Source organism: Cryobacterium sp. MLB-32 (assembly GCF_000738085.1).
Classification (GTDB): Bacteria; Actinomycetota; Actinomycetes; order Actinomycetales; family Microbacteriaceae; genus Cryobacterium.
Window position 1 is genome coordinate 1 of record NZ_JPRS01000053.1, and the last position, 21,322, is coordinate 21,322.

A 21,322-nucleotide genomic window follows, 5' to 3' on the forward strand; every position below is an offset into this window, starting at 1 on the left:
AGAAGAAGAACTGTGTTGCGCTGAAGAACAGCACCAACAGCAAGTGCCCGACGATCATGTTCATCATGAGTCGAAGCGTCAGGGTGACCGGACGAATGAGGAACGTGGAGATGAACTCAATCGGCGTCACGATGATGTACAGCGCCGGCGGAACACCGGGCGGGAAAAGCGAGTTACGGAAGAACTTCGCCGGGCTCTTTTTGACACCGGCGTAGATGAACGCTCCGTAGGAGATGACGCCGAGAAGCAGCGGTACTCCAATCACCGAAGTACCGGCGATATTAAGCCCCGGAATGATTCCGGTGATGTTCATGAACAAGACCATGAAGAAAATGGTCGTGAGCAGGGGCAGGAAGCGCCTGCCGTCTTTCTTTCCGAGGAGGTCTTCCGCGATGTTGACTCGCACGAAGTCCAGGCCCATTTCGGCCAGGCTCTGAATGCGGGTCGGGATCACCTTCATGCGGCGGGTGCCGAGCCAGAACAACAGAATCAAAACCGCAACCGCAAGAAAGCGGATGAGGATGATTCGGTTCATCTCGAACGGAGTGTCCGCGAAGAAGATTGCATCGGGGAAAAACTCATTGATGGTTGGACCATTGAAGCCGCCGTCGTCAGTTGCAGACGGGACCAGCAGGTTTACGGCGATTTTTAGCAGCGCTTTCTCCTGTTTCGGGGCGGTGAGCTCTGCTCGCGCATCGACGAATGTGGGACAGGTTTACGACGCTGTAGAAGAGCTGCAAACCGGGGGGATCGCTGTTTACTCTAGCGGAAATACGTTCCCGAGCCGAATCGAGGCCGGTCTGTCACTCGTCCGCGGGGGCGGGCGGCAGGGTGACGTCGCTCACGTAGCTCATCCGGCTCTTCATCACGACGACCGCGTCGACCACGAGGGAGCCGATCACGCCTGCGATGATGCTCAGGAAAAGCACGACGGGTGAGATCCACGGCTGATCACGCAGCAGCACCATGAGCACGAGGAATACGACGAACTTGACCAGCCAGCCGCCCATGACGATGCCGAAGAAGGCGCCGATGGCGGCTTCACGGCCGGCGTAGCGATTGGCCAGCAGGATGCTGCCGGTCGTGATCCCCATGAAAACGACGGCCATGGCCGTGCCTACAAGCGCGCTGATGACTCCGATCCACCCGTCGATGAGGCCGCCGACGGTGGCACCGACCACAGCGATACCCACGGCGAGGAACCCGCCGTAGACGAGGATGCGCTTCAGGATCGGAATGGAGGTCGGTTGAGCAGGCGGGGTGAATGGGGCTTGCGGCGTGGGGGTGGCGGGCGTGGTCATGTGGTCTCCTCGGCAGTCTGTGGGGTCTGCGCGGCCTCATCGAGAGGGTCGAGTTGGGCTATTTCTTCGGTATGGGGGGGCGCTTCGCGGGGACAGCTGGCTGGCCCTCTCTTCGGCCTTGCTGCGGCTGAGCGGAGCGAGGGTGACGAGCGTACAGGCGATCAGTGAGACCACGAGGAACACGGTGGCATACCAGGTGGGCAGGCCCAGGTAGACCGGCAACACGAAATAGAGCAGGCAGCCGATCGCGGCGGCGGCCGTCCAGCCGTAAAAGATCAGGACCGCGTGCAGGTGGGAGTGCCCCATGTCCAGCAGGCGGTGATGCAAATGCTTGCGGTCGGCACTGAACGGCGATTTTCCCGCTCGCACCCGTCGGAAGACCGCGAGCCCAAAGTCCAGGAGCGGGATGATCAGGATTGCGACGGGAAGCAGAATGGGGATGAAAGCGGGAAAGAGCTGCGAGCGGTTCACCGCGGTCGGGTCGATCTGGCCGGTGATGGCGACGGCCGACGTGGCCATCAACAGCCCGACCAACAGCGCTCCGGCGTCTCCCATGAACATCTTGGCCGGATGCCAGTTCATCGGCAGGAAGCCCACACAGGCTCCGACGAGGATGGCCGCGATGAGCGACGCGAGGTTGAAGTAGTTGGTCGGCGACGTGTCCCGCACCAGCAGGTAGCTGTAGACGAAGAAGACGCCGTTGGCGATGAGGGCCACGCCCGTGACGAGTCCATCGAGCCCATCGATGAAGTTGATCATGTTCATCACGACGACGATGGCCACGACGGTGAAGACGATGGACATCCACCCGGAACCGACCGTCAGACCACCGATCGGCAGAGAGTAGATCTGCACGCCCTGCCAGGCCACCAGCCCCGCTGCGATGAACTGGCCGGCGAGCTTGGTCATCCAGTCGAGGTCCCAGACGTCATCGGCGACTCCGACCAGAACGATCAGGAGTGCGGCGCCGAGGATCGCGAGGATCTGCTTCGGGTCGGAGAAGACCAGCTGCAGCGGTGGAAACTGCGAGGAGGCGAGGTACGCCACACCGAAGGCCACCATGATGCCGAGGAACATGGCGATGCCGCCGAGCCGCGGCGTGGGGCGTGTGTGCACGTCCCGCTCCCGGATCTTCGGGTACAGCTGGTAGCGATGACTCAGTTTGTAGACCACGATCGACAGCCCGAAGGTGACGAGCGCGGAGACGAGGGCGAGGAGCAGGAAAAGAGTCATGGGTCAGTCGCGAGCAGTGGATTCGACGTCTGACGAGGGGTGTGACTTTTCTTCTGCCGCAGGCCCGTCCTCTGCCTCAGGCGCCGACTCAGGCGCTGACTCAGGCTCCGGCTCCGGCTCCGGCTCCGGCTCCGGCGCGAGGGCCTCGCCGATCACGGCGGCTATAGCCGCGCGGGAGATCACGCCGTGGCGCACGATGTGCAGCAGGCCTCCGTTGGTATGGAATGACGTGGCATCGACGATCGTGGATGCTGTGCTCTCGGAAGCGGCGGCCTCCACGGCGTATGCCTCGCCCGCCACTCCCCCATCGAGATAGACAGCGACCCGGTCGCCGAGGGCGGCCTCGGCGGTCTGGGCGTCGACGGCCGCGGGCTGGCCGCTCAGGTTGGCCGAGGACACCGCAAGTGGCCCGGTCTCCTTCAGGAGGTCAAGTGCCACAGCGTTGCTGGGCATGCGCAGGGCCACCGTCCCCCTGGTTTCCCCGAGGTCCCACACGAGCGACGGTTGGGCATTCAGGATCACGGTGAGACCGCCCGGCCAGAACTCCGCAACGAGATCACGCACGGGCTGCGGAATGTCAATGGCGAGCGCATCCATCGTGGAGATCCCGGGAATCAGCACGGGCGGCGGCGATGTTCGACCTCGCCCTTTCGCATCCAGAAGATTCTGCACGGCTCCCGGGCTGAACGCGTCCGCCGCGATGCCGTAGACCGTGTCGGTGGGTATGACGATGAGAGCGCTGCGGCCGATCGCCGAGAGGGCCATTCTCTTGCCGGCAGCGTAATCAGCTTCGACCGAGCAATTGTAGATGCGTGTCATTTCGGACAATTGTAGCCGAGCCGCCCTGTGAGCCGCAGGAAGCGCGCGTGGGAAGACATTCAGGCGTTGCGAATCGCTGTTGTTGCCCGGTCACGGCTCGTGTAGTCCGGGTGCGTGGCGGGAGCGCGCCAGCCGTCCGCCGCCAGGATCGCGCGAATCGCAGCGCCCTGAAGCTCGCCGTGCTCGATGACGAGCACGCCGCCCGAACGCAGCAGTCGAAGCGCCGTCGTGGACACCTGCCGCACCACGTCGAGACCGTCCGCGCCGCCGAACAGAGCGTGGGCCGGGTCGAACAAACGCACCTCCGGATCGCGGGGAATTGCGTCCGCGGGAATGTACGGCGGGTTCGAGATGACAACGGCCACCGTGCCGTTGAGTTCGGTGAAGGCATCGGCAAGGTCGCCGAATTCGAGCGTCGCGTTCGGGGCACCGACCTCGGCGAAGTTACGACTGGTCCATTCGAAGGCCTCCGGCGAGTTCTCCACAGCGAAGACACGCGCATGCGGAACCTCGGTTGCGAGGCACAGGGCGATCGCGCCGCTCCCGGTCCCCAGATCGACGCCGATCGGTGCGGGGTCGGGCATCGACCTCAGGGCGTCGATCGCGAACTGTGCGACCTGTTCCGTTTCCGGCCGCGGCACGAACACGCCCGGGCCGACCAGCAGGTTCAGCGCACGGAAGGGTGCGCGCCCGGTGATGTGCTGCAGCGGTTCCCGCCGGGCTCGACGATCGACGAGCGCGAGGATCGCCAGGGCATCCGCTTCGTTCAGGGTCTTGCGCAAGATTCCGGCGGCCTGAACCTCACCCCGACTCTGCCCGAGCACGTGCCCGATCAGCAGATCGGCATCGACCTCGGCGTCGGCGATTCCGGCGAGAGAAAGCTGGTCGATCACCAGTTCACGAAGGGAATCGACATCTCCCGGAATACGCGGGCGGTCGGGATTGGTTGGCTCTGTTACGCGAAAGGTCACAGTGGAATCTATCTCACTCCCCTGAACGCGTGACTGCCCGTAGGCTGAAGTTGGCCTTTTCCCCCGAGTGAAAGTTGACTCCGAATGTCCAGACCCATCTACTCCGACATCACTAAAGCCGTCGGAGGCACCCCGCTCGTCAAGCTCAACCGCCTGACGGCCGGGCTTGACGCTACCGTGCTGCTGAAGCTGGAGTTCTACAACCCGTCCAGCAGCGTGAAGGACCGCATCGGTGTCGCCATCGTCGACGCCGCCGAAGCGGACGGAAGCCTGCTCCCGGGTGGAACCATCGTCGAGGCCACGAGTGGCAACACCGGAATCGCCCTCGCCATGGTCGGCGCGGCCCGCGGTTACAAGGTCATCCTGCAATGCCGGAAACCATGAGCAAGGAACGACGTGTCATGATGCGCGCCTACGGCGCCGAGATCGTGCTGACCAGCGGTGCAGACGGCATGCGCGGAGCGGTCGAGACGGCAAACAGCATCGTCGCGGCCACGCCCGGAGCGATCCTGGCGAACCAGTTCAAGAACCCCGCCAACCCGGCGATCCACCGTGCCACCACGGGCATCGAGATCTGGGACGACACCGAGGGCACCGTCGACATCCTCGTCGCCGGCATCGGCACCGGCGGCACGATCAGCGGTACCGGTCAGCTGCTCAAGGAGCGCAAGCCCTCCGTCCTCGTGGTGGGTGTCGAGCCCATTGACTCCCCCATCCTCACGGGCGGCAAGCCTGGCCCGCACAAGATCCAGGGCCTGGGCGCAAACTTCGTTCCGGAGACCCTCGACCGCACAATCTATGACTCCGTGACAGACGTCACGCTCGCCGACTCACTCGCAACCGCGCGTGAGCTCGGCACCCAGGAAGGCATCCTCGGCGCATCTCCGGTGGAGCTGCCGTGTGGGCCGCTCTGGAGCAGGCCAAGCTTCCCGAGAACGCCGGTAAAACGATCGTCGTGATCGTTCCCGGATTCGGCGAGCGGTACATTTCGACCGTGCTGTACGAAGACCTCCTGGACTAGGACAGCCCGCTTCGATGACAATTGTGGCTCGCATCCGCGAGGACGTGGCGAACGCGCATACGCACGACCCTGCCGCGCGCAGCAACGCTGAAATTCTTCTCGCATACAGCGGGCTGCACGCGGTGTGGTCCTATCGAGTGGCCCACATCATGTGGCGGCGCCGGTTCTATCTGCCGGCGCGCCTGCTGTCCCAGTTCACCCGCTTCCTGACCGGGATCGAGATCCACCCCGGAGCCACCATCGGTCGCCGGCTGTTCATCGACCACGGCATGGGAGTCGTGATCGGCGAGACCGCCGAGCTCGGTGACGATGTGATGATCTATCACGGCGTTACTCTCGGCGGCAAGAGCCGTCACGGCGTGAATCGCGGCGACAAGCGTCACCCCACGCTCGAAGACGGCGTCACGGTCGGCGCCGGCGCCAAGGTGCTCGGGCCCATCATCATCGGAGCCCGCAGCACGATCGGGGCGAACTCCGTGGTCACCAAGAGTGCGCCGCCGCATTCACTGCTCGTCGGCCTTCCGGCCAAGGTCCGCCCGGTCAAGCCGGAGACAAGCGAGTCCGCACGGGGAGGCGTACCTTGGCCCGAGGATTACTACATCTGAATCCCGCCGTCGACCACGAGAACCCCGCCGATCTCGGCGGGGTTCTCGTCATGTCGCGTGGCCTCAGCAGCCGCCGCAGTTGTAAAAGGTGATGTCCCAATGGCTGCCCTCGTCCGCATACAGATTGCCGGCCCCGGACTGGTACTGCGGATATCCATCACCACGCAGGCCCGTATAGGTGAAGGTGTTGGTGATGTAGCTGCTGATGCACGCGTAGTCAGACACATCGAGCTTGTATCCGTTGTAGTGGCTATACGTCCCTGAGGCGTGCCCGACTTCGGTGCCGCCGGTGACGTTGATCGCGCATCCGCTCGCGTTCTTGAGCGTGATCACTCCAGAGATCGATTCCTGATTGACCTGTTCGAACGAGGTACACGTGGAGTTCGATCGCGTAGCGCAATTGCCGCTCGAACTCCAGGTGATGCCGGCGGCACTCAGCTGTGAGGTCGCAGACGCGTGGGAAATCGTGGTTGCCGCGTAGGCGGGTGCGCTCACGCCGAATACGGCGACTGCCACCGCGAAGAGCGCGAGAATGATCGATGCTGTTTTCTTATGGACGAGCTTGTTCATCACGAGTGCCAACACTTTCACTTGAGTTTCGAGTCTGTCTCGCTCTCAAGACTCCTGCGCCCGCTGCTACGTGTCAACACATTATGGTGCTGTTCAGCACGAATTCGTGTGAGTGATCAGAAGGTGACCAAACATTTTCCGTGGGCAATACCCGCCGCGGCGAAGGCCGCTCGGGCGTGGACCGCCGGAAAGACGGCGACGATCCTCTGATGGATGACACCGGCGTCGACCAGGGTCGCCACCTCGGCCAGCAGGTCGGTGGCCGGATAGGTGAACTGGCTGATCGCCTCCACCCCCGCGGCCGTCGCGGCCGCGAGATCGTGCCGGGTAGCGAGCGACACATAGCGCGCGGCGGGCCTGAGCATGGGGTAGTACACCGTCGCATCGACGCCGGTCGAGGCGTCGAGGATTCCATCGACATTGTGCACGCGACTCACCCAGGACGTATCGACGTAGTCGTACACCTCATCCGCGCCGAGGCTCCGTACGTAGTCCCGGTCGTCGGCGGCCGCATCCGCAATCACCGTGGCCCCGAGGTGTTTGGCTGCCTGCACGCCGATGCTTCCGGCGGCGCCCCCTGCGCCCAGTACGACGATCGTGCTCTGCGGACCGACCTCGAGCGTACGCAGCGCCTGCAGCGCGCTGGTGCCTGCCAGGGGCAACCCTGCCGCCTCGACGAGGTCGATGCCGGCCGGCGCCCGACTCGTGAGCGCGGCCGGGGCGAGGATGAATTCCGCGAAGGTCCCGTTTCCGCCCAAGACGGGGTGCGCCTGTCCGATGACGGCATCGCCAACGCGTACGTTGTCGACTCCCGGACCGACTTCGCGCACGATCCCGGCGAAATCTCCCCCGACGGTCACGGGCAAGTCCAGGGGAACAAGCGACTGGAGCCGGCCCGTAACGGTGAGCTCATCGAGGGGATTAACGCTCGCGGCCGAGACCCTCACGAGGAGCTGTCCCTCACCCGGTGCGGTGGGTGCCGGAGCCTCCCCGATAACGAGGTCGTCCGGGCTGCCAAAATGACGAATCTGCACCGCTTTCATGGTTCCGCTCCCGATTCACGAAGGGGTTCTGCAGCGATCGGGCTGGGAACCCGGGATTGACACCGACCACATTAACACCGGAACCGTGTGCGGTACAGCGCAAACGGCCCCCTGCCTGAGCAGGGGGCCGTTTCGCGCGAGACCCCGGGGGGCTGCGCGCTATTCCGGGTCGCCCAGCTCCGCCAGACGCGTTTCCTCATCGGCCGTGATGCACGAATCGATCACAGCGTGCAGCGCACCGTTCATAACGGCGTCGAGGTTGTAGGCCTTGTAGCCCGTACGGTGATCGGCGATGCGGTTCTCGGGGAAGTTGTACGTGCGAATGCGCTCCGAGCGGTCCATGGTGCGGATCTGCCCCTTGCGCACGAGGCTCGCTGCCGCGTCGATCTCTTCCTGCTGGCGGGCGAGCACCCGGGCACGCAGAACGCGCATGCCCGCTTCCTTGTTTTGAAGCTGGCTCTTTTCGTTCTGCATCGCCACCACGATGCCGGTTGGCAAGTGGGTGATGCGAACGGCGGAGTCAGTGGTGTTGACCGACTGTCCACCCGGACCGCTGGACCGGTAGACGTCGATTTTCAGGTCGTTGGCGCTGATTTCGACCTCTTCGGGCTCGTCCACCTCGGGGAAGACGAGGACGCCCGCCGCCGATGTGTGGATGCGTCCCTGCGACTCGGTGGCGGGCACCCGTTGAACTCGGTGCACACCCCCCTCGTACTTGAGATGCGCCCACACGCCCTCGGCCGGATCGCTCGACGATCCCTTGATGGCGAGCTGGATGTCCTTGATACCGCCCAGGTCGCTGGACGTTTGCTCGATGATCTCGGTCTTCCAGCGATTGGACTCCGCGTAATGCAGGTACATGCGGAGCAGATCGGCGGCGAACAGCGCAGATTCCGCACCGCCCTCCCCCATCTTGATCTCCATGATCACATCGCGGGCGTCCAGCGGGTCACGCGGAATCAGCAGACGTCGCAGCTTTTCGGCCGTGATGTCGAGCTGTACCGTGAGCTCCGGGATCTCCTGTGCAAAGGAAGGATCCTCGGCGGCGAGCTCGCGAGCGGCGTCGAGATCGTCGCTCACGGCTTTCCACTCGTGGTAGGCCGCGATGATTCGACTCAACTCGGCATAGCGCCGATTGACCTTCTTGGAACGGGCCGGATTCGCGTGCAGCTCCGGATCCGCCAACTGCGACTGCAGGTCATCGTGCTCGGCCAGCAGTGTGAGGACGGATTCGAACATTAGCGGTCCTTGTCCGACCCGCTCAGGGTCGGCATCGACTTCTGCACCTGGGCGAGGAACTCCACGTTCGAGGACGTCTCCTTGAGGCGGCCGAGGATCAGCTCGAGCGCCTGCTGCTGCTCCAGACCGGCGAGGGCGCGGCGAAGCTTCCAGGTGACCTTGACCTCGTCGGCGCTCATCAGCATTTCTTCGCGACGGGTGCCCGATGCGTTCACATCGACGGCCGGGAAGATGCGCTTGTCGGCCAGGTGGCGCGACAGACGCAGCTCCATGTTGCCGGTGCCCTTGAACTCTTCGAAGATGACCTCGTCCATCTTGGAGCCGGTCTCAACCAGTGCCGAAGCGAGGATGGTGAGCGATCCGCCGTTTTCAATGTTGCGTGCGGCACCGAAGAACCGCTTCGGCGGGTACAGGGCGGATGCGTCGACGCCACCGGACAGGATACGACCCGACGGCGGGGCCACGAGGTTGTAGGCACGGCCCAGGCGGGTAATCGAGTCGAGCAGCACGACGACGTCGTGGCCGAGCTCGACGAGACGCTTGGCACGCTCAATGGCGAGCTCGGCGACCGTGGTGTGGTCTTCGGCCGGACGGTCGAAGGTTGAGGCGATGACCTCGCCCTTGACCGTGCGCTGCATGTCCGTGACTTCTTCGGGACGCTCGTCGACCAGAACGACCATGAGGTGGACCTCGGGGTTGTTCGTGGCGATGGCGTTCGCGATCTGCTGCATGACGATGGTCTTGCCGGCCTTGGGCGGCGCGACGATCAGTCCGCGCTGACCCTTTCCGATCGGCGCGACGAGGTCGATGATGCGCTGGGTCACCTTGCCGGGCTCGGTCTCGAGGCGCAGCCGCTCCTGCGGGTACAGCGGCGTGAGCTTCTGGAATTCGACGCGCGTCGCGGCTTCTTCCACGGTCAGGCCGTTGATGGAGTCAACCTTGACGATGGCGTTGTACTTCTGGCGACCGCTCTGGTCCCCCTCGTGCGGCTGACGGATCGAGCCGACAACGGCGTCACCCTTGCGCAGGTTGTACTTCTTGACCTGGCCCAGGGACACGTAGACGTCGCTCGCACCGGGCAGGTAGCCGGAGGTGCGCACGAAGGCGTAGTTGTCGAGAACGTCGAGGATTCCAGCAACGGGGATGAGTACATCATCATCGTTGACCTCGGGTTCGAAGTCCTCGCCCGCGTTCGGGCCGCGACGCTTGCGGTCGCGGTAACGGTTGCGGTTTCCGCGACCGTTCAGCTCGTCGTCCAGTCCGGCGCGGTCAGGGCCCTGATTACGGTCCTGATTCTGGTTCTGGGCCTGACTCTGGTTGCGATCCTGGTTCTGGTTCTGGTTCTGGTTCTGGTTCTGGTTCTGGTTCTGGTTCTGGTTGCGATCTTGGTTCTGGTTGCGATCTTGGTTCTGGTTGCGATTGCTCGCCTGGCGCTGGTTCTGCTGACGGTTTCCGTCATCCTGTGCGCCCTGACCGCGCTCGTTCTGGGCATGGTTGCGGTCCTGAGCGGCACGGTCGTTCTGCGTGCGGTCAGCGTTCTGCGTGCGGTCTGCATTCTGGGAACGCTCACCACGGCTACGGTTACGGCTGCGTCCCTGACGGGGCTGCTCCGCCTGCTCGTCAGAGGTCTCGACGGTTTCCTCGGAGGAGCCGTCGGACGCGGCATCGGCCGTGGTCGAGTGCTCGGCTACGAGCGGAGCGTCCTCGTGGGGCACCCGGGGGCGAAGAGACGACGCACGACGTGAGTTACGACGTGATCCCGTGGCGGGGGCCTCCGTGGCGGCGGCATCGGAAACCGCACTGGCATCGACGGTATCGGAGACGACGCCGTCGGCGTCGCTCAGGTTGACCGGGGCCACTCGCACACCACGCTTGCGCGTCTGACGTGCGGGCTTCTCGTCGGCAGCACCGTCGACGGGAAACTCTGCGGCAGCGGAGGCTGCGCTGACGGTCGGCTTGGCCTCCGGCAGGATGATGCCCAGGGAGCCAAACTTGTCGTGCGTATTGCTGTCAGCATTGACGTGAGACGCGGCGGGCGCGGCGGTGGCCGAGCTGGCACGACGCGGAGCGCGCTTACGCGGCGCGGCCTCGGTCACCGGTGCGGAAGCGGTTGGAGTCGGCTCCACGATTGTGGGCTCAACCGGAGCAGCCTCGACGGGAGCGGCCTCAATGGGACTCGCGTCCACGACGCTGGTATCACCAGCGGCGGTGTCGGACGGCGCGGCCGCAACCGAGGACTGTTTCGCAGCAATAGCTTCCACGAGCTCTCCTTTACGAAGCTTTGATGCGCCCTGGATACCCAGTCCGCCGGCCAGAGCTTGCAGCTCGGCGACGCGGAGGGTGTTCAGGCGGGAAATTTCCGTCTCAGTGGAACGGAGGTTGACATCGGTCACGAAGGGGGTTCCTTTCCCCTGACGCCATACAAAACGTGTCAGGAGAGATGTGTGCAGCGACTGAACGCGCTGCGAGTGAACCAATCCGACAAATTGAGGGGATTGGTATGAACACACACAGCCACGGTCTAACGACGCAATAGCAGTGAGTTACAGGGAATGCACCGGAGACGAGTTCGCAGATTGCGCGGTTTCTATCGGGTGCGCAATCACTCTAGCACTTCCCATCCCGACGCCAAATCCGTCACGTAACCAGAACAGGGTGCTCCACCCACAGCAGCTGCTGCACGCAAAGCACCCCGGCTTTCGATCACCGCCGTTACGCGGCGACCTCGTCCGTGAGCGGTGTGACCGTCGCGCCCTGAAAGTCGACCGCGAGCATCAGCGCGCGCCAGGGAGTGTCCGAGGCTTCGGCCACGAGCTCGGCGGCAACGAGACGCTGGCCGGGATCGCTCGCGAGAACCAGGATCGACGGCCCGGCACCAGAGACAACGGCAGCAAAGCCCTTCTCTCTGAGGAGGGTGATCAAGCGATTGGTCTCCGGCATCGCGGCGGCGCGGTAGCTCTGGTGGAGCTTGTCCTCGGTGGCCGTGAGAAGGAGTTCCGGACTCTGAATCAGCGCAGCAATCAGCAGGGCGGAACGCGAGAGGTTGAAGACGGCGTCTTCATGGGGAACGGATTCCGGCTGCAGGCTGCGCGCCAGGGCAGTCGACATCACATGTTCCGGAACGAAGACCAGCGGCTTCACGCCACGGTGCACCATGAGCTTCTTGTGCTTGGGGCCTTCCGGCGTCATCCACGCGATGGTCAGGCCGCCGAACAGGGCGGGCGCCACGTTATCGGGGTGACCTTCCATCTCGGTGGCGAGGGCCAGGAGAGCCTCGGCGTTGATCTCGACGATGCCCTCGAGCAGTCCCTGTGCTGCGAGGATTCCCGATACGATGGCCGCGCCGGAGGAACCGAGCCCTCGCCCGTGCGGAATCACGTTGTTGGCCACGATGTTCAAGCCGGGCATCGGCACGTCATAGGCCGCGAAGGTATGTGCGATCGCCTTGACGACGAGGTTCGATTCGTCGGTGGGCACGTCGCCTTCGCCCACGCCGCGTACCTCAACCGTAACGCCGGGCTCGTCGCGCACGCGCACCTCCAGGTGGTCGTACTTGGCCAGGGCCAGGCCCAGGGTGTCGAACCCGGGGCCCAAGTTGGCCGTGGTAGCGGGAACCTGAACCGCTACCGCTCGTCCCGCAAGCGAGACCGTCGTTTCGGTCATGCCTTGCCCAGTCCGAGCACGCTGGCGATTTCTGCCGTGTCGACGGGCACGATGGTGGGCTTCACATCTGAGCCGTCCGCGGTGCGCAGGGCCCACTGGGGGTCCTTCAGGCCGTGCCCGGTCACCGTGATGACGATGGTGGCTCCCGCCGGGATGAGCCCGGCCTCGGAACGCTCGAGCAGACCTGCCACGCCGATCGCCGAGGCGGGCTCGACGAAGATCCCCACTTCGGCCGACAAGATACGGTAAGCCTCAAGAATCTTCGTGTCGGTGATGGCTCCGAAGTAGCCGTCGCTGACCTCGCGTGCGTTCAAAGCGAGATCCCACGACGCGGGGTTGCCGATACGGATAGCGCTGGCAATGGTATCCGGGTTGTCCACACGGTGGCCGAGCACGATGGGCGCACTGCCGGAGGCCTGGAAGCCGAACATGCGGGGAAGCTTCGTGGTGGCGCCGCGGGCGACCTCTTCGCTGTAGCCGCGGAAGTAGGCCGTGTAGTTACCGGCGTTGCCGACCGGAACGATATGGAAGTCGGGGGCATCACCGAGAACCTCGACGACCTCGAAGGCCGCTGTCTTCTGGCCCTCGATGCGGTCCGGGTTGACCGAGTTCACGAGGTGCACCGGGTAGTTTGCGGCCAGGTCGCGGGCGATGTCGAGGCAGTCGTCGAAGTTGCCCTGTACCTGCAGAAGCTGCGCGTTGTGAGCAACGGCCTGACTGAGCTTGCCCATCGCGATCTTGCCTTCCGGCACGAGCACGGCGGCCGTGATACCGGCGTGCGTCGCATAGGCGGCGGCCGACGCGGAGGTGTTGCCGGTGGACGCGCAGATGACGGCCTTCGCGCCGTCCTCCATGGCCTTGGAGATGGCCATCGTCATGCCGCGGTCCTTGAACGAGCCGGTCGGGTTCATACCCTCGTACTTGATCCAGACCTTGGCGCCGGTACGGGCCGAGAGTGCCGGTGCGGGAATCAGCGGCGTGCCACCCTCGCCGAGCGTGATGATGGGCGTGGCATCCGAGATGTTGAGACGGTCCGCGTACTCACGCAGCACGCCGCGCCACTGCCGGGACGTGGGCGCCTTGACGGCGTTCACCACGGACTCATTCAGGCTGGACTGGACGGACATCAGACTCCTTCAACTCTCAAAACGGATGCAATGGTGGTGACAAATCGGTTGGCCGCAAGGTCCCTCACGGTGGCTGCCAGGGCGGCCTCCGTGGCTTCGTGCGTTCCGATCACAAGGGTAGCCGTGGCCGAGACGGCCGCGCGACTGACGGTTTGGGCGACGGCGGGAGTCATCGACTGCTCGACGAGCGCAAGCGAAACATGGTGGCTGCTGAAGACGCTCGCAATTTCGGCAAGAACGCCGGGCTCGTCGGTGACCTCCAGGGTGACCGCGTAGCGCGTGGTGACGCTGCCGATGTCGAAAACCGGCAGGCCCGCATGGCTCGACTCAGCCACGCCGGGTCCGCCGGCGACGTGACGGCGGGCGAGGGATACGAGGTCGCCGAGCACGGCGGAGGCCGTCTCCACTCCCCCGGCGCCGGCGCCGTAGAACATCAGGCTTCCAGCGGCCTCCGCCTCGACGAACACGGCATTGTTCGCGCCATGCACGGCCGCGAGAGGGTGACTCCGCGGAACCATCGCCGGGTATACCCGGGCGGAGACTCCGTCGACGCCGTGTTCGTCGGTGAACCGTTCGCAGATGGCGAGCAGCTTCACGACGTAGCCGGCCTTGCGGGCGGATTCGATCTGCGCGGGCGTCACCGCGGTGATCCCTTCGCGGTACACGGATGCGAGCGGCACGGTCGTGTGGAAGGCGAGGCTTGCGAGAATGGCCGCCTTCTGCGCCGCGTCGTAGCCACCGATGTCGGCGGTCGGGTCAGCCTCCGCGTAACCGAGTGCCGTCGCAGACGCAAGGGCCTCCTCCAGAGAGTCACCGGCCTCGTCCATCCGATCGAGGATGTAGTTGGTCGTGCCGTTCACAATGCCGAGAATGCGCACGACGCGGTCGCCCGCGAGGCTCTCCCGCAGCGGGCGGAGGATCGGGATGGCGCCGGCCACGGCCGCCTCATAGTTGAGCTGGGCGCCCACCTGGTCAGCCGCCGCGAAGAGTTCGGCGCCATGCTCGGCGAGCAGTGCCTTGTTGGCGGTGACGACATCCGCTCCCGAGTTGATGGCGAGCAGGATGTAGCTGCGGGCGGGTTCGATGCCTCCCATGAGCTCGATCACGACGTCGGCACCCACGATGAGGGATTCGGCATCCGTGGTGAAGAGTTCCTTCGGCAGGTCAACGGTGCGCTCGGCGTCTATATTGCGCACCGCGATGCCGATCAGTTCGAGCTTGCGCCCACGCGGCTGGCCAGTTCGTCGCCCTGTTCGAGCAGCAGGCGGGCCACCTGAGCGCCCACGGATCCGCCGCCCAGCAGAGCTACGCGCAGGTTGCGGTATTCGATCATCGGGTGATTCCTGTCTTTCCGTTGGTCGCTTGGGTCGCTTGGGTCGAGCTTGTCGAGACCCTTGTCGAGACCTTTGTCGAGACCTTTGTCGAGACCCCGGCAGCATGCAGAACCCCGGTATCGCGCGCGAGCAGGTCGTCGATGGTTTCACCGCGAATGAGCAAGCGGGCCTCTCCCCCGCCCACGGCGATCACAGGCGGGCGACCCAGGTAGTTGTAGTTGTTCGAGAGCGACCAGCAGTACGCGCCGGTGGCGGGCACGGCGGCGAGATCGCCCGGGGTTACGTCTCCGGGCAGATAGGCGGCGTTCACGACCACGTCGCCGCTCTCGCAATGCTTCCCGGCGAGTCGCACCAGCGCGGGGGCGGCATCGGAGACGCGATTCGCGAGCCGCACCGAGTAGTCGGCGCCATACAGCGCCGGGCGGATGTTGTCGCTCATGCCGCCGTCGACGCTCACGTAGAGACGGGTCGCACCCGAAATATCGACGGGTTTGATTGTTCCCACCTCGTAGAGCGTCACTCCGGCGGGGCCGATGATCACGCGCCCAGGCTCGAAGGCCACGTCGGGAACCGGGATGGCCCGGCGGGCGCACTCGGCCTGCACGATGTCGGCGAGACGGGCGGCCAATTCGGCAATCGGGGTGGGGGTATCGGCGCTCGTGTACGCGATGCCGAATCCGCCCCCGAGGTTCAGTTCGGGTACGGGGCCGCCGGCCAGGAGCGCGGCGTGCACGGCGAGCAGGCGCGAAGCACTTTCGGCGAAGCCGTCGGCGCCGAAGATCTGCGAACCGATGTGGCAGTGCAGACCGATGAAGCGCAGGGATTTCTCCGCTCGAATCAGCGTCACCAGGCGGGCGGCGTCATCGAGCACCACTCCGAACTTCTGGTCTTCGTGCGATGTGGCCAGGAAGTCATGGGTGGAAGCGTGCACACCGCTGTTGACGCGCAATCGCACGTTCAGCACCACGCCGTGGCGGGCAGCGGCGGCCGCAACCCGGGCGATTTCGATCTCGCTGTCAATCACGAGGGATCCGATGCGAACGCGCGCCGCTTCATCGATCTCGGCGAGCGATTTGTTGTTGCCGTGGTAGCCGAGCCGGGCCGGATCGGCCCCAGCGGCGAGGGCAACGGCCAGTTCGCCGGTCGTGCACACGTCGATGTTGAGCCCGGCCTCAAGCATCCACCGCACCACGTCCGTGGAGAGAAAGGCCTTGCCGGCGTAGTACACGTGCACGGCACTGCCGATGCGGGCGAATTCTGTCTCGAAGACGCTGCGGAGCTCGGCGGCGCGGGCGCGGGCATCCGCTTCATCGACCACATAAAGAGGAGTGCCAAAGCGGGCCACCAGCTCGGAGGCGGTGACCCCGCCGAGGGCGAGTTCGCCGGCGTCGGTGCGCGCGGCGTTCGCGGGCCAGAGGCCGGGCGCAAGATCGTTGGCATCGGCGGGCAGGGCGAGCCATGCGGGGGCGAGCGGGTTCGGTGCCACTGGGGAAAGACCTCACGAGAATCGAGTGGGTGCGCGAGCTGTGGATGCCGAGCGAGCGGACCCGGATTGGTCCCTGAAGCGTGGCGAGTTCGCAGCCGCAATGTGCGGGCGAGCTGGTGTGAAGCGAACTGGATGAAACTCTAGCAACCTGGGTGCGGGCGCCGTCTCAGCTACGAACAGGTACCCAGGGTGGCGAGCGACTGCTTGCTGAGCACCATTGTGCTCGACTCCAGCGTAATGCGTGCGCGCTCGGGAGTGATATTCACGCTACTCAGGGCGACTTCTGCGGGCAGGTACTTCGCCACGCACACGCTGATCGGCGTCTGGCCGAGAACGGTCGGCAGGATCGCGCTGACATCGAGGGAGCCGAGGTCCGTGGTCACCTCGGCAGCGGTCGGCGTGAACACGAGAGCGTTCTCGGTGACCGACGGCGTGGCGGTCGCCTGATAGCCGATCGGAAAACCGGCCACCACGACGGAGCCGGTATACGTCACCACGTCATCACCCAGTACCAGCTGCGTATCGGCAGGAGTTCCGGCGCCGTGCGCGAGGGAGTTGAGCGTCTCGGGAGTGAGGTCGATCGTGGCCTGCACCTGACCAATCGTTCCGCCGAGCTTGGGCTGGACATCCGTGGCGATGATGTGCACGGATGCCGGCACGCCGTCGACCGTGAGCTGCGGCGCGGTCAATTCGATCTGGTCAAAGCTGCCCGAGAAGTACTGCGCGATCACCGACACTCCCTCGATGGACACGGTCACGTCGCCGGTGGCTGAGGCGGGCAGGGCATCCGTTATCTGTTGTTCCGCCTGCCCCTCGGCAAAGGCTCGCAACCCACCGTCGGCGAGGAAATAGGCGCCGATCAGCAGGCCGACCATCACCACGGACATGATCAGGCAGCCCATGCCGCGACGCTTGCGGGCCATGTTTACATCTTCTCCGGCGCAGCCACGCCCAGCATGCCGAGCCCGTTGCGGATGACCTGGCCGGTGGCGTCGTTGAGCCAGAGGCGCGTGCGGTGCACATCGGTGACCGGCTCCTCGCCGAGCGGAATGACCCGGCAGTTGTCGTACCAGCGGTGGTAGTAGCCGGCGACCTCTTCGATATAGCGGGCCACCCGGTGCGGCTCACGCAGTTCGGCCGCTTGCGCGACGACCCGCGGGAACTCCTGCAGCACGCCGAGCAGCGCGGATTCGCTGTCGTGGGTGAGAAGCTCGGGCGCGAAAACCGTGCGCTCGACCCCGGACGCGGCCGCGTTGCGGGCGACCGAGCAGGTACGCGCATGGGCGTACTGCACGTAGAAAACCGGATTCTCGTTTGTGCGCTTACCGAGCAGGTCGAGATCGATGTCGAGCTGCGAGTCGCTGGAGGAACGCACGAGCGAGTACCGGCCGGCGTCGACGCCCACGGCATCGACGAGGTCGTCGAGCGTCACGATGGTGCCGGCACGCTTGGACATGCGCACGGGCTCGCCGTCCTTGAGCAAATTGACCATCTGGCCGATCAGAATCTGCAGGTTGACGCCCGGCTCGTCGCCGAACGCAGAGACCATGGCCATCATGCGGCCGACGTAGCCGTGATGGTCGGCGCCCAGCATGATCAGGCACTGGTCGAAGCCGCGTTCGCGCTTGTCGAGGTAGTAACCGAGATCGCCGGAGATGTAGGCGGGTTCGCCGTTCGAGCGGATGATGACGCGGTCGCGGTCGTCCCCGAAGGTGGTGGTGCGCAGCCAGATGGCGCCATCGGCCTCGAAGATATGGCCCTGCGCGCGGAGGCGGGCGATAGCCCGGTCGACGGCGCCGGATTCGTGCAGGGAGTCTTCGTGGAAGAACACGTCGAAATCCACGCCGAAGCCGTGCAGCTTGTCTTTGATCTCGGTGAACATCAGGTCAACGCCCACAGAGCGGAAGATTTCTTGCTGGTCGTCCCGCGCCAGACCGGCGAGGTCACCGTCGTAGAGCCCCACCACCGTGTTGGCGATGTCGGAAATGTACGCTCCGCCGTAGCCATCCTCCGGCGTGGGCTCGCCAAGGTAGCTCGCGAGAACGCTGCGCGCGAAGCGGTCGATCTGCGAGCCGTGGTCGTTGAAGTAGTACTCGCGCGTGACATCCGCTCCCTGCGCCTTGAGCACGCGGGCGAGGCTGTCGCCCACCGCTGCCCAGCGCACGCCGCCCATATGGATGGGGCCTGTGGGGTTGGCGGAGACGAATTCCAGGTTGATCTTGATCCCGGTGTACATGTCGCCGGTGCCGTAGTCGACGCCGGCGTCGACGATCTTCTTGGCGAGTGCGCCGGCAGCGGCAGCCTCGAGGCGGATGTTGATGAAGCCAGGTCCGGCAACTTCAACGGATGCCACGTCGGGCAGCTTCTCGAGTCCGGCGGCCAGTTCTGCCGCGATTTCGCGCGGCGTCGTGCCGAGCGGCTTCGCGATTTTCAGGGCGATGCTTGATGCCCAGTCGCCGTGATCGCGATTGCGCGGGCGCTCGAGTGTGACGTCGGAAACCGCCAGAACGAGGTCGGCAGTGTCGTTGCCGGCGTCACGTCGACGCTCACCGACCTGAGCAATGAGGTCGAAAAGGGTCTGGGAAAGTTCGGCTGGAGTCACCAGTCAATCTTACGGCCCGCCTCAGTTGGTAAGGTTCCAAGCGTGACTGACTCTCGTTTTACCCCAGTTTCCGTTCGCTTTCGTCGCCGCCAGACGGGCGTCCTGGTCGTCGGCAGTGTGCTCGCACTGCTTCTGACCGGCTGTTCCGCCGCGGCCACGCCCTCCCCCACGACGTCCTCGACGACGACGCCCAGTGCCACGGCGACAGCCAGCGCCACGCCAACTCCGACGCCCACTCCGGAGCCAACGGGAACGCCGATCGCGTTGAGCTGCGGCGAACTGCTCACAGCGCAGCAGGTCTACGATTTCAACCCTAACTACGGCACTGCGCCCGCCTACGAGCCGGCCGACGACAGCCTCGCCGCCACCGCCGTGAAGTACAGCGGCCTCGCGTGCGCTTGGTCCAACCAGACCAGCGGGGAACTGATCGAGATCGCGGTAACCCAGCCAGAGCCGGCCCTGATGACGACGCTCAAGGACAAAGCGATCGCCGACAGCCAGGTCGTGCCGACCTACAGCAGCTCCGCCGAGATCGAGGGATTCTTCACTGTCGAGGGCGGCTCCGGTCAGGTGCAGGTCTTCACGGGCACATACTGGGTCACACTGAGCTCTCCCGTCTTCTTCGAGCCCGGTGACGCACAGGCGCTTGTGGCGACGGTGCTCGGCAACTTGGGCTAGTCGCGCCTCACGGGGTGCTAACCTTGTGAACACCCTGGCCCCCATAGCTCAGGGGATAGAGCACTGCCCTCCGGAGGCAGGGGCGGCAGTTCGAATCTGCCTGGGGGCACATCTTGTGGCGTGACAGTCCAGTTCGGACTATTGCCACCTACTTCGGACAATCCCACTGCCAAGCTCCTTGAGATTCATGCCGCTGTCTTGAGCAGCCGTCACGCGAATGCGGTCCTCAACCTGTCGCAGTTGACGCACCTAAGCGGGAGTTTCTTCCGGATAGGTGAAACGGGACTGGCTCGCTCAGCCGGTCGGCGCAGACCAGCCTCCCCGCGGCCGTTCCCGCATGAGGTCCCCCCGTGACACACGGTCGACGCCTTCTGCCTCAGGGTCGTTTGACCCGATCTCTGTCGCTTTGGAAGTCCTTCTTGCGGAATAAAATCCTTGCTTCGCAAGGCATCAGCTGAAACGATCGTGTGTGTTGACGCTAACCGGCACTCGCCGTCTCGGGCCGGGGCTCGTCTCCCTCGCACTAGCCGTCCTATTCTTTGTTTCCTTACTCGTGGCGCCGCACGTGGGTCCAATGTTGTGCGCGGAGTCGCATCCCGTGCACTGCAGGATCATGGAGATTGTGGGCCGCGGGCTCACAATGACCGGCATCGTGCTGCTTGTCAGTGTCGCTTCCCTGTTTCGTATCAGCCTCGTGACGCGACCGCGCGTGCGCGCGCGGTGAGCATCATCGCCGGATTCGTTGTCCTGGTCATTCTCATGACCATTGGCTTGGACCTGTCCTTGTCACAAGGAGCCGGCCTTCGCTACTAACCGTTGGCTCGGCGTGCAATGTACGCACGGGAACACCTCCTCTACTGCCGCCCCGATGAGAATTCGATCTCTGGCACCATTGCGGTTTGGCCTGACGAGGGACGAGACGCACCACATTTCATCCGCGCAACTTATTCGAACCGAATCCGGATGACTTCGCCAGATGCTCCTCGCCCCTGAGTCACGACCGCTAATCGTCCGAGTTCGCGGAGTCGCCCCTGCACCGCTCACCGAATCCACGACCGCCCGTTCTTCGGCACCGCCGACAGCGATTCGCACAGGCTGGCCATCAACCAACTTGGTCCCGTCGAGTCAGATCACTGCGCGCATTACCCCGTCAGCGTCTTCGAGCCCCACGCACCTCTGGGCGATAGTGCCCACGATCAACGCCTCGTCTACCGGCTGCGGCGCTGTTGATGTGTAGAGCCGGTCACCACTTATGGTTTCAGCGACGGTGCCGCTGCACGCCCTCGAGAGGACTGCAGCGGCACCGAGAGAGCTGAAAGCTGTTAGATAAGTCCGCATGAGGCTCCGAAACTCAACAGCTCAGCTTCAGAACGTCGGACTGAGTGCTACTGGTGGGCCTTGTGTGCTCCTGGCTGTTTGCGACGACGCATGTCCCGAACGAGGACATGAATCGTGAATGCCAGATGGGAATCACTGAAAGGAGTCCCAACCATTCATTCTTCGCACCACCACCGAGGTAGGCGGCATTGAGCCCGATCAGCCACAGGACAGACGCCACGAGCAGCGCGAGGCGCCACACTGGCAAGAAGAGAAACTTCAGTCTTTGGGTCGCGTTTGCTCACTGTGTGCT

The 21,322-nt window shown here is 64.6% G+C and carries 16 protein-coding genes, 1 tRNA gene and 2 pseudogenes; 4 read left to right on the plus strand and 15 right to left on the minus strand.

Features of this window, described 5'->3' with window-relative positions; genetic code table 11:
* From JF66_RS07615 to prmC, 5 genes are all read right to left on the minus strand, one after another.
* A partial coding sequence (locus tag JF66_RS07615; protein ID WP_369797968.1) for a F0F1 ATP synthase subunit A occupies positions 1-535 on the minus strand: 535 nt, incomplete at its 3' end.
* Between the two features lie 268 nt (positions 536-803).
* Positions 804-1,301, minus strand: coding sequence for a hypothetical protein (locus JF66_RS07620; protein WP_081882227.1), 498 nt, complete (start codon positions 1,299-1,301; stop codon positions 804-806).
* A 36-nt stretch (positions 1,302-1,337) separates the two neighbouring features.
* Positions 1,338-2,534: an MraY family glycosyltransferase gene (locus JF66_RS07625; RefSeq protein ID WP_051973266.1), complete on the minus strand. Its 1,197-nt coding sequence runs from the start codon at positions 2,532-2,534 to the stop codon at positions 1,338-1,340.
* 3 nt (positions 2,535-2,537) lie between these two features.
* Positions 2,538-3,353, minus strand: a complete 816-nt coding sequence (locus tag JF66_RS07630) for an L-threonylcarbamoyladenylate synthase (protein WP_051973267.1) — start codon at positions 3,351-3,353, stop codon at positions 2,538-2,540.
* A gap of 59 nt (positions 3,354-3,412) precedes the next feature.
* Positions 3,413-4,279 carry a peptide chain release factor N(5)-glutamine methyltransferase gene (gene prmC, locus JF66_RS07635; RefSeq protein ID WP_035876762.1) on the minus strand — a complete coding sequence of 289 codons (867 nt, stop codon included), beginning with the start codon at positions 4,277-4,279 and terminating at the stop codon, positions 3,413-3,415.
* 129 nt (positions 4,280-4,408) lie between these two features.
* Between prmC and cysK the strand changes: the two are divergent.
* Together cysK and epsC are read left to right on the plus strand one after the other, a co-directional pair.
* Positions 4,409-5,345: pseudogene (cysK, locus tag JF66_RS07640) on the plus strand (cysteine synthase A).
* Positions 5,346-5,359: 14 nt separating this feature from the next.
* The gene (gene epsC / locus JF66_RS07645) at positions 5,360-5,950 is read left to right on the plus strand and encodes a serine O-acetyltransferase EpsC (RefSeq protein WP_035876736.1); all 591 of its coding nucleotides are present in this window, start codon (positions 5,360-5,362) and stop codon (positions 5,948-5,950) included.
* A 63-nt stretch (positions 5,951-6,013) separates the two neighbouring features.
* Here the strand turns inward: epsC and JF66_RS07650 are convergent, their stop codons facing one another.
* From JF66_RS07650 to argS, 10 genes and pseudogenes are all read right to left on the minus strand, one after another.
* Positions 6,014-6,520: a hypothetical protein gene (locus JF66_RS07650; RefSeq protein ID WP_035876764.1), complete on the minus strand. Its 507-nt coding sequence runs from the start codon at positions 6,518-6,520 to the stop codon at positions 6,014-6,016.
* A 116-nt stretch (positions 6,521-6,636) separates the two neighbouring features.
* Positions 6,637-7,563, minus strand: a complete 927-nt coding sequence (locus JF66_RS07655; RefSeq protein WP_051973268.1) for an NADP-dependent oxidoreductase — start codon at positions 7,561-7,563, stop codon at positions 6,637-6,639.
* A 159-nt stretch (positions 7,564-7,722) separates the two neighbouring features.
* Entirely contained in the window at positions 7,723-8,802 is a 1,080-nt protein-coding gene (prfA, locus tag JF66_RS07660) for a peptide chain release factor 1 (protein WP_035876739.1), read from the minus strand.
* Complete coding sequence (gene rho / locus JF66_RS07665; RefSeq protein WP_035876742.1) at positions 8,802-11,195, minus strand: transcription termination factor Rho; 2,394 nt, start codon at positions 11,193-11,195, stop codon at positions 8,802-8,804. The genes prfA and rho overlap by 1 nt, the downstream gene beginning before the upstream one ends.
* A 319-nt stretch (positions 11,196-11,514) precedes the next feature.
* Positions 11,515-12,465, minus strand: coding sequence for a homoserine kinase (gene thrB, locus JF66_RS07670; RefSeq protein ID WP_035876744.1), 951 nt, complete (start codon positions 12,463-12,465; stop codon positions 11,515-11,517).
* The gene (gene thrC, locus JF66_RS07675) at positions 12,462-13,592 is read right to left on the minus strand and encodes a threonine synthase (RefSeq protein ID WP_051973269.1); all 1,131 of its coding nucleotides are present in this window, start codon (positions 13,590-13,592) and stop codon (positions 12,462-12,464) included. The genes thrB and thrC overlap by 4 nt, the downstream gene beginning before the upstream one ends.
* Positions 13,592-14,925: pseudogene (locus JF66_RS07680) on the minus strand (homoserine dehydrogenase). Before JF66_RS07680 ends, thrC begins: the two are co-directional and overlap by 1 nt.
* A complete protein-coding gene (lysA, locus tag JF66_RS07685) occupies positions 14,922-16,412 on the minus strand; it encodes a diaminopimelate decarboxylase (RefSeq protein ID WP_081882229.1) in 1,491 nt (496 codons plus the stop codon). Before lysA ends, JF66_RS07680 begins: the two are co-directional and overlap by 4 nt.
* 170 nt (positions 16,413-16,582) lie before the next feature.
* On the minus strand, positions 16,583-17,335 hold the full coding sequence (locus JF66_RS07690; RefSeq protein WP_051973270.1) for a DUF2993 domain-containing protein: 753 nt from the start codon (positions 17,333-17,335) through the stop codon (positions 16,583-16,585).
* Between the two features lie 2 nt (positions 17,336-17,337).
* The gene (argS, locus tag JF66_RS07695; protein ID WP_035876747.1) at positions 17,338-19,014 is read right to left on the minus strand and encodes an arginine--tRNA ligase; all 1,677 of its coding nucleotides are present in this window, start codon (positions 19,012-19,014) and stop codon (positions 17,338-17,340) included.
* Between the two features lie 42 nt (positions 19,015-19,056).
* On the opposite strand from argS, the gene JF66_RS07700 reads away from it, so the two are divergent.
* Both JF66_RS07700 and JF66_RS07705 read left to right on the plus strand, forming a co-directional pair.
* Entirely contained in the window at positions 19,057-19,692 is a 636-nt protein-coding gene (locus JF66_RS07700; protein WP_051973271.1) for a hypothetical protein, read from the plus strand.
* Positions 19,693-19,729: 37 nt separating this feature from the next.
* Positions 19,730-19,801: transfer RNA gene (locus tag JF66_RS07705), tRNA-Arg, on the plus strand.
* Positions 19,802-21,322 lie beyond the last annotated feature (1,521 nt).

What these genes read in the sequence shown, in the direction of transcription:
- JF66_RS07620 (WP_081882227.1), bottom strand. Translation starts at nt 1,301, where the DNA reads ATGACCACGCCCGCCACCCCCACGCCGCAAGCCCCATTCACCCCGCCT.
- JF66_RS07625 (WP_051973266.1), bottom strand. Translation starts at nt 2,534, where the DNA reads ATGACTCTTTTCCTGCTCCTCGCCCTCGTCTCCGCGCTCGTCACCTTC.
- JF66_RS07630 (WP_051973267.1), bottom strand. Translation starts at nt 3,353, where the DNA reads ATGACACGCATCTACAATTGCTCGGTCGAAGCTGATTACGCTGCCGGC.
- epsC (WP_035876736.1), top strand. Translation starts at nt 5,360, where the DNA reads ATGACAATTGTGGCTCGCATCCGCGAGGACGTGGCGAACGCGCATACG.
- JF66_RS07650 (WP_035876764.1), bottom strand. Translation starts at nt 6,520, where the DNA reads ATGAACAAGCTCGTCCATAAGAAAACAGCATCGATCATTCTCGCGCTC.
- JF66_RS07655 (WP_051973268.1), bottom strand. Translation starts at nt 7,563, where the DNA reads ATGAAAGCGGTGCAGATTCGTCATTTTGGCAGCCCGGACGACCTCGTT.
- prfA (WP_035876739.1), bottom strand. Translation starts at nt 8,802, where the DNA reads ATGTTCGAATCCGTCCTCACACTGCTGGCCGAGCACGATGACCTGCAG.
- thrB (WP_035876744.1), bottom strand. Translation starts at nt 12,465, where the DNA reads ATGACCGAAACGACGGTCTCGCTTGCGGGACGAGCGGTAGCGGTTCAG.
- thrC (WP_051973269.1), bottom strand. Translation starts at nt 13,592, where the DNA reads ATGTCCGTCCAGTCCAGCCTGAATGAGTCCGTGGTGAACGCCGTCAAG.
- JF66_RS07690 (WP_051973270.1), bottom strand. Translation starts at nt 17,335, where the DNA reads ATGGCCCGCAAGCGTCGCGGCATGGGCTGCCTGATCATGTCCGTGGTG.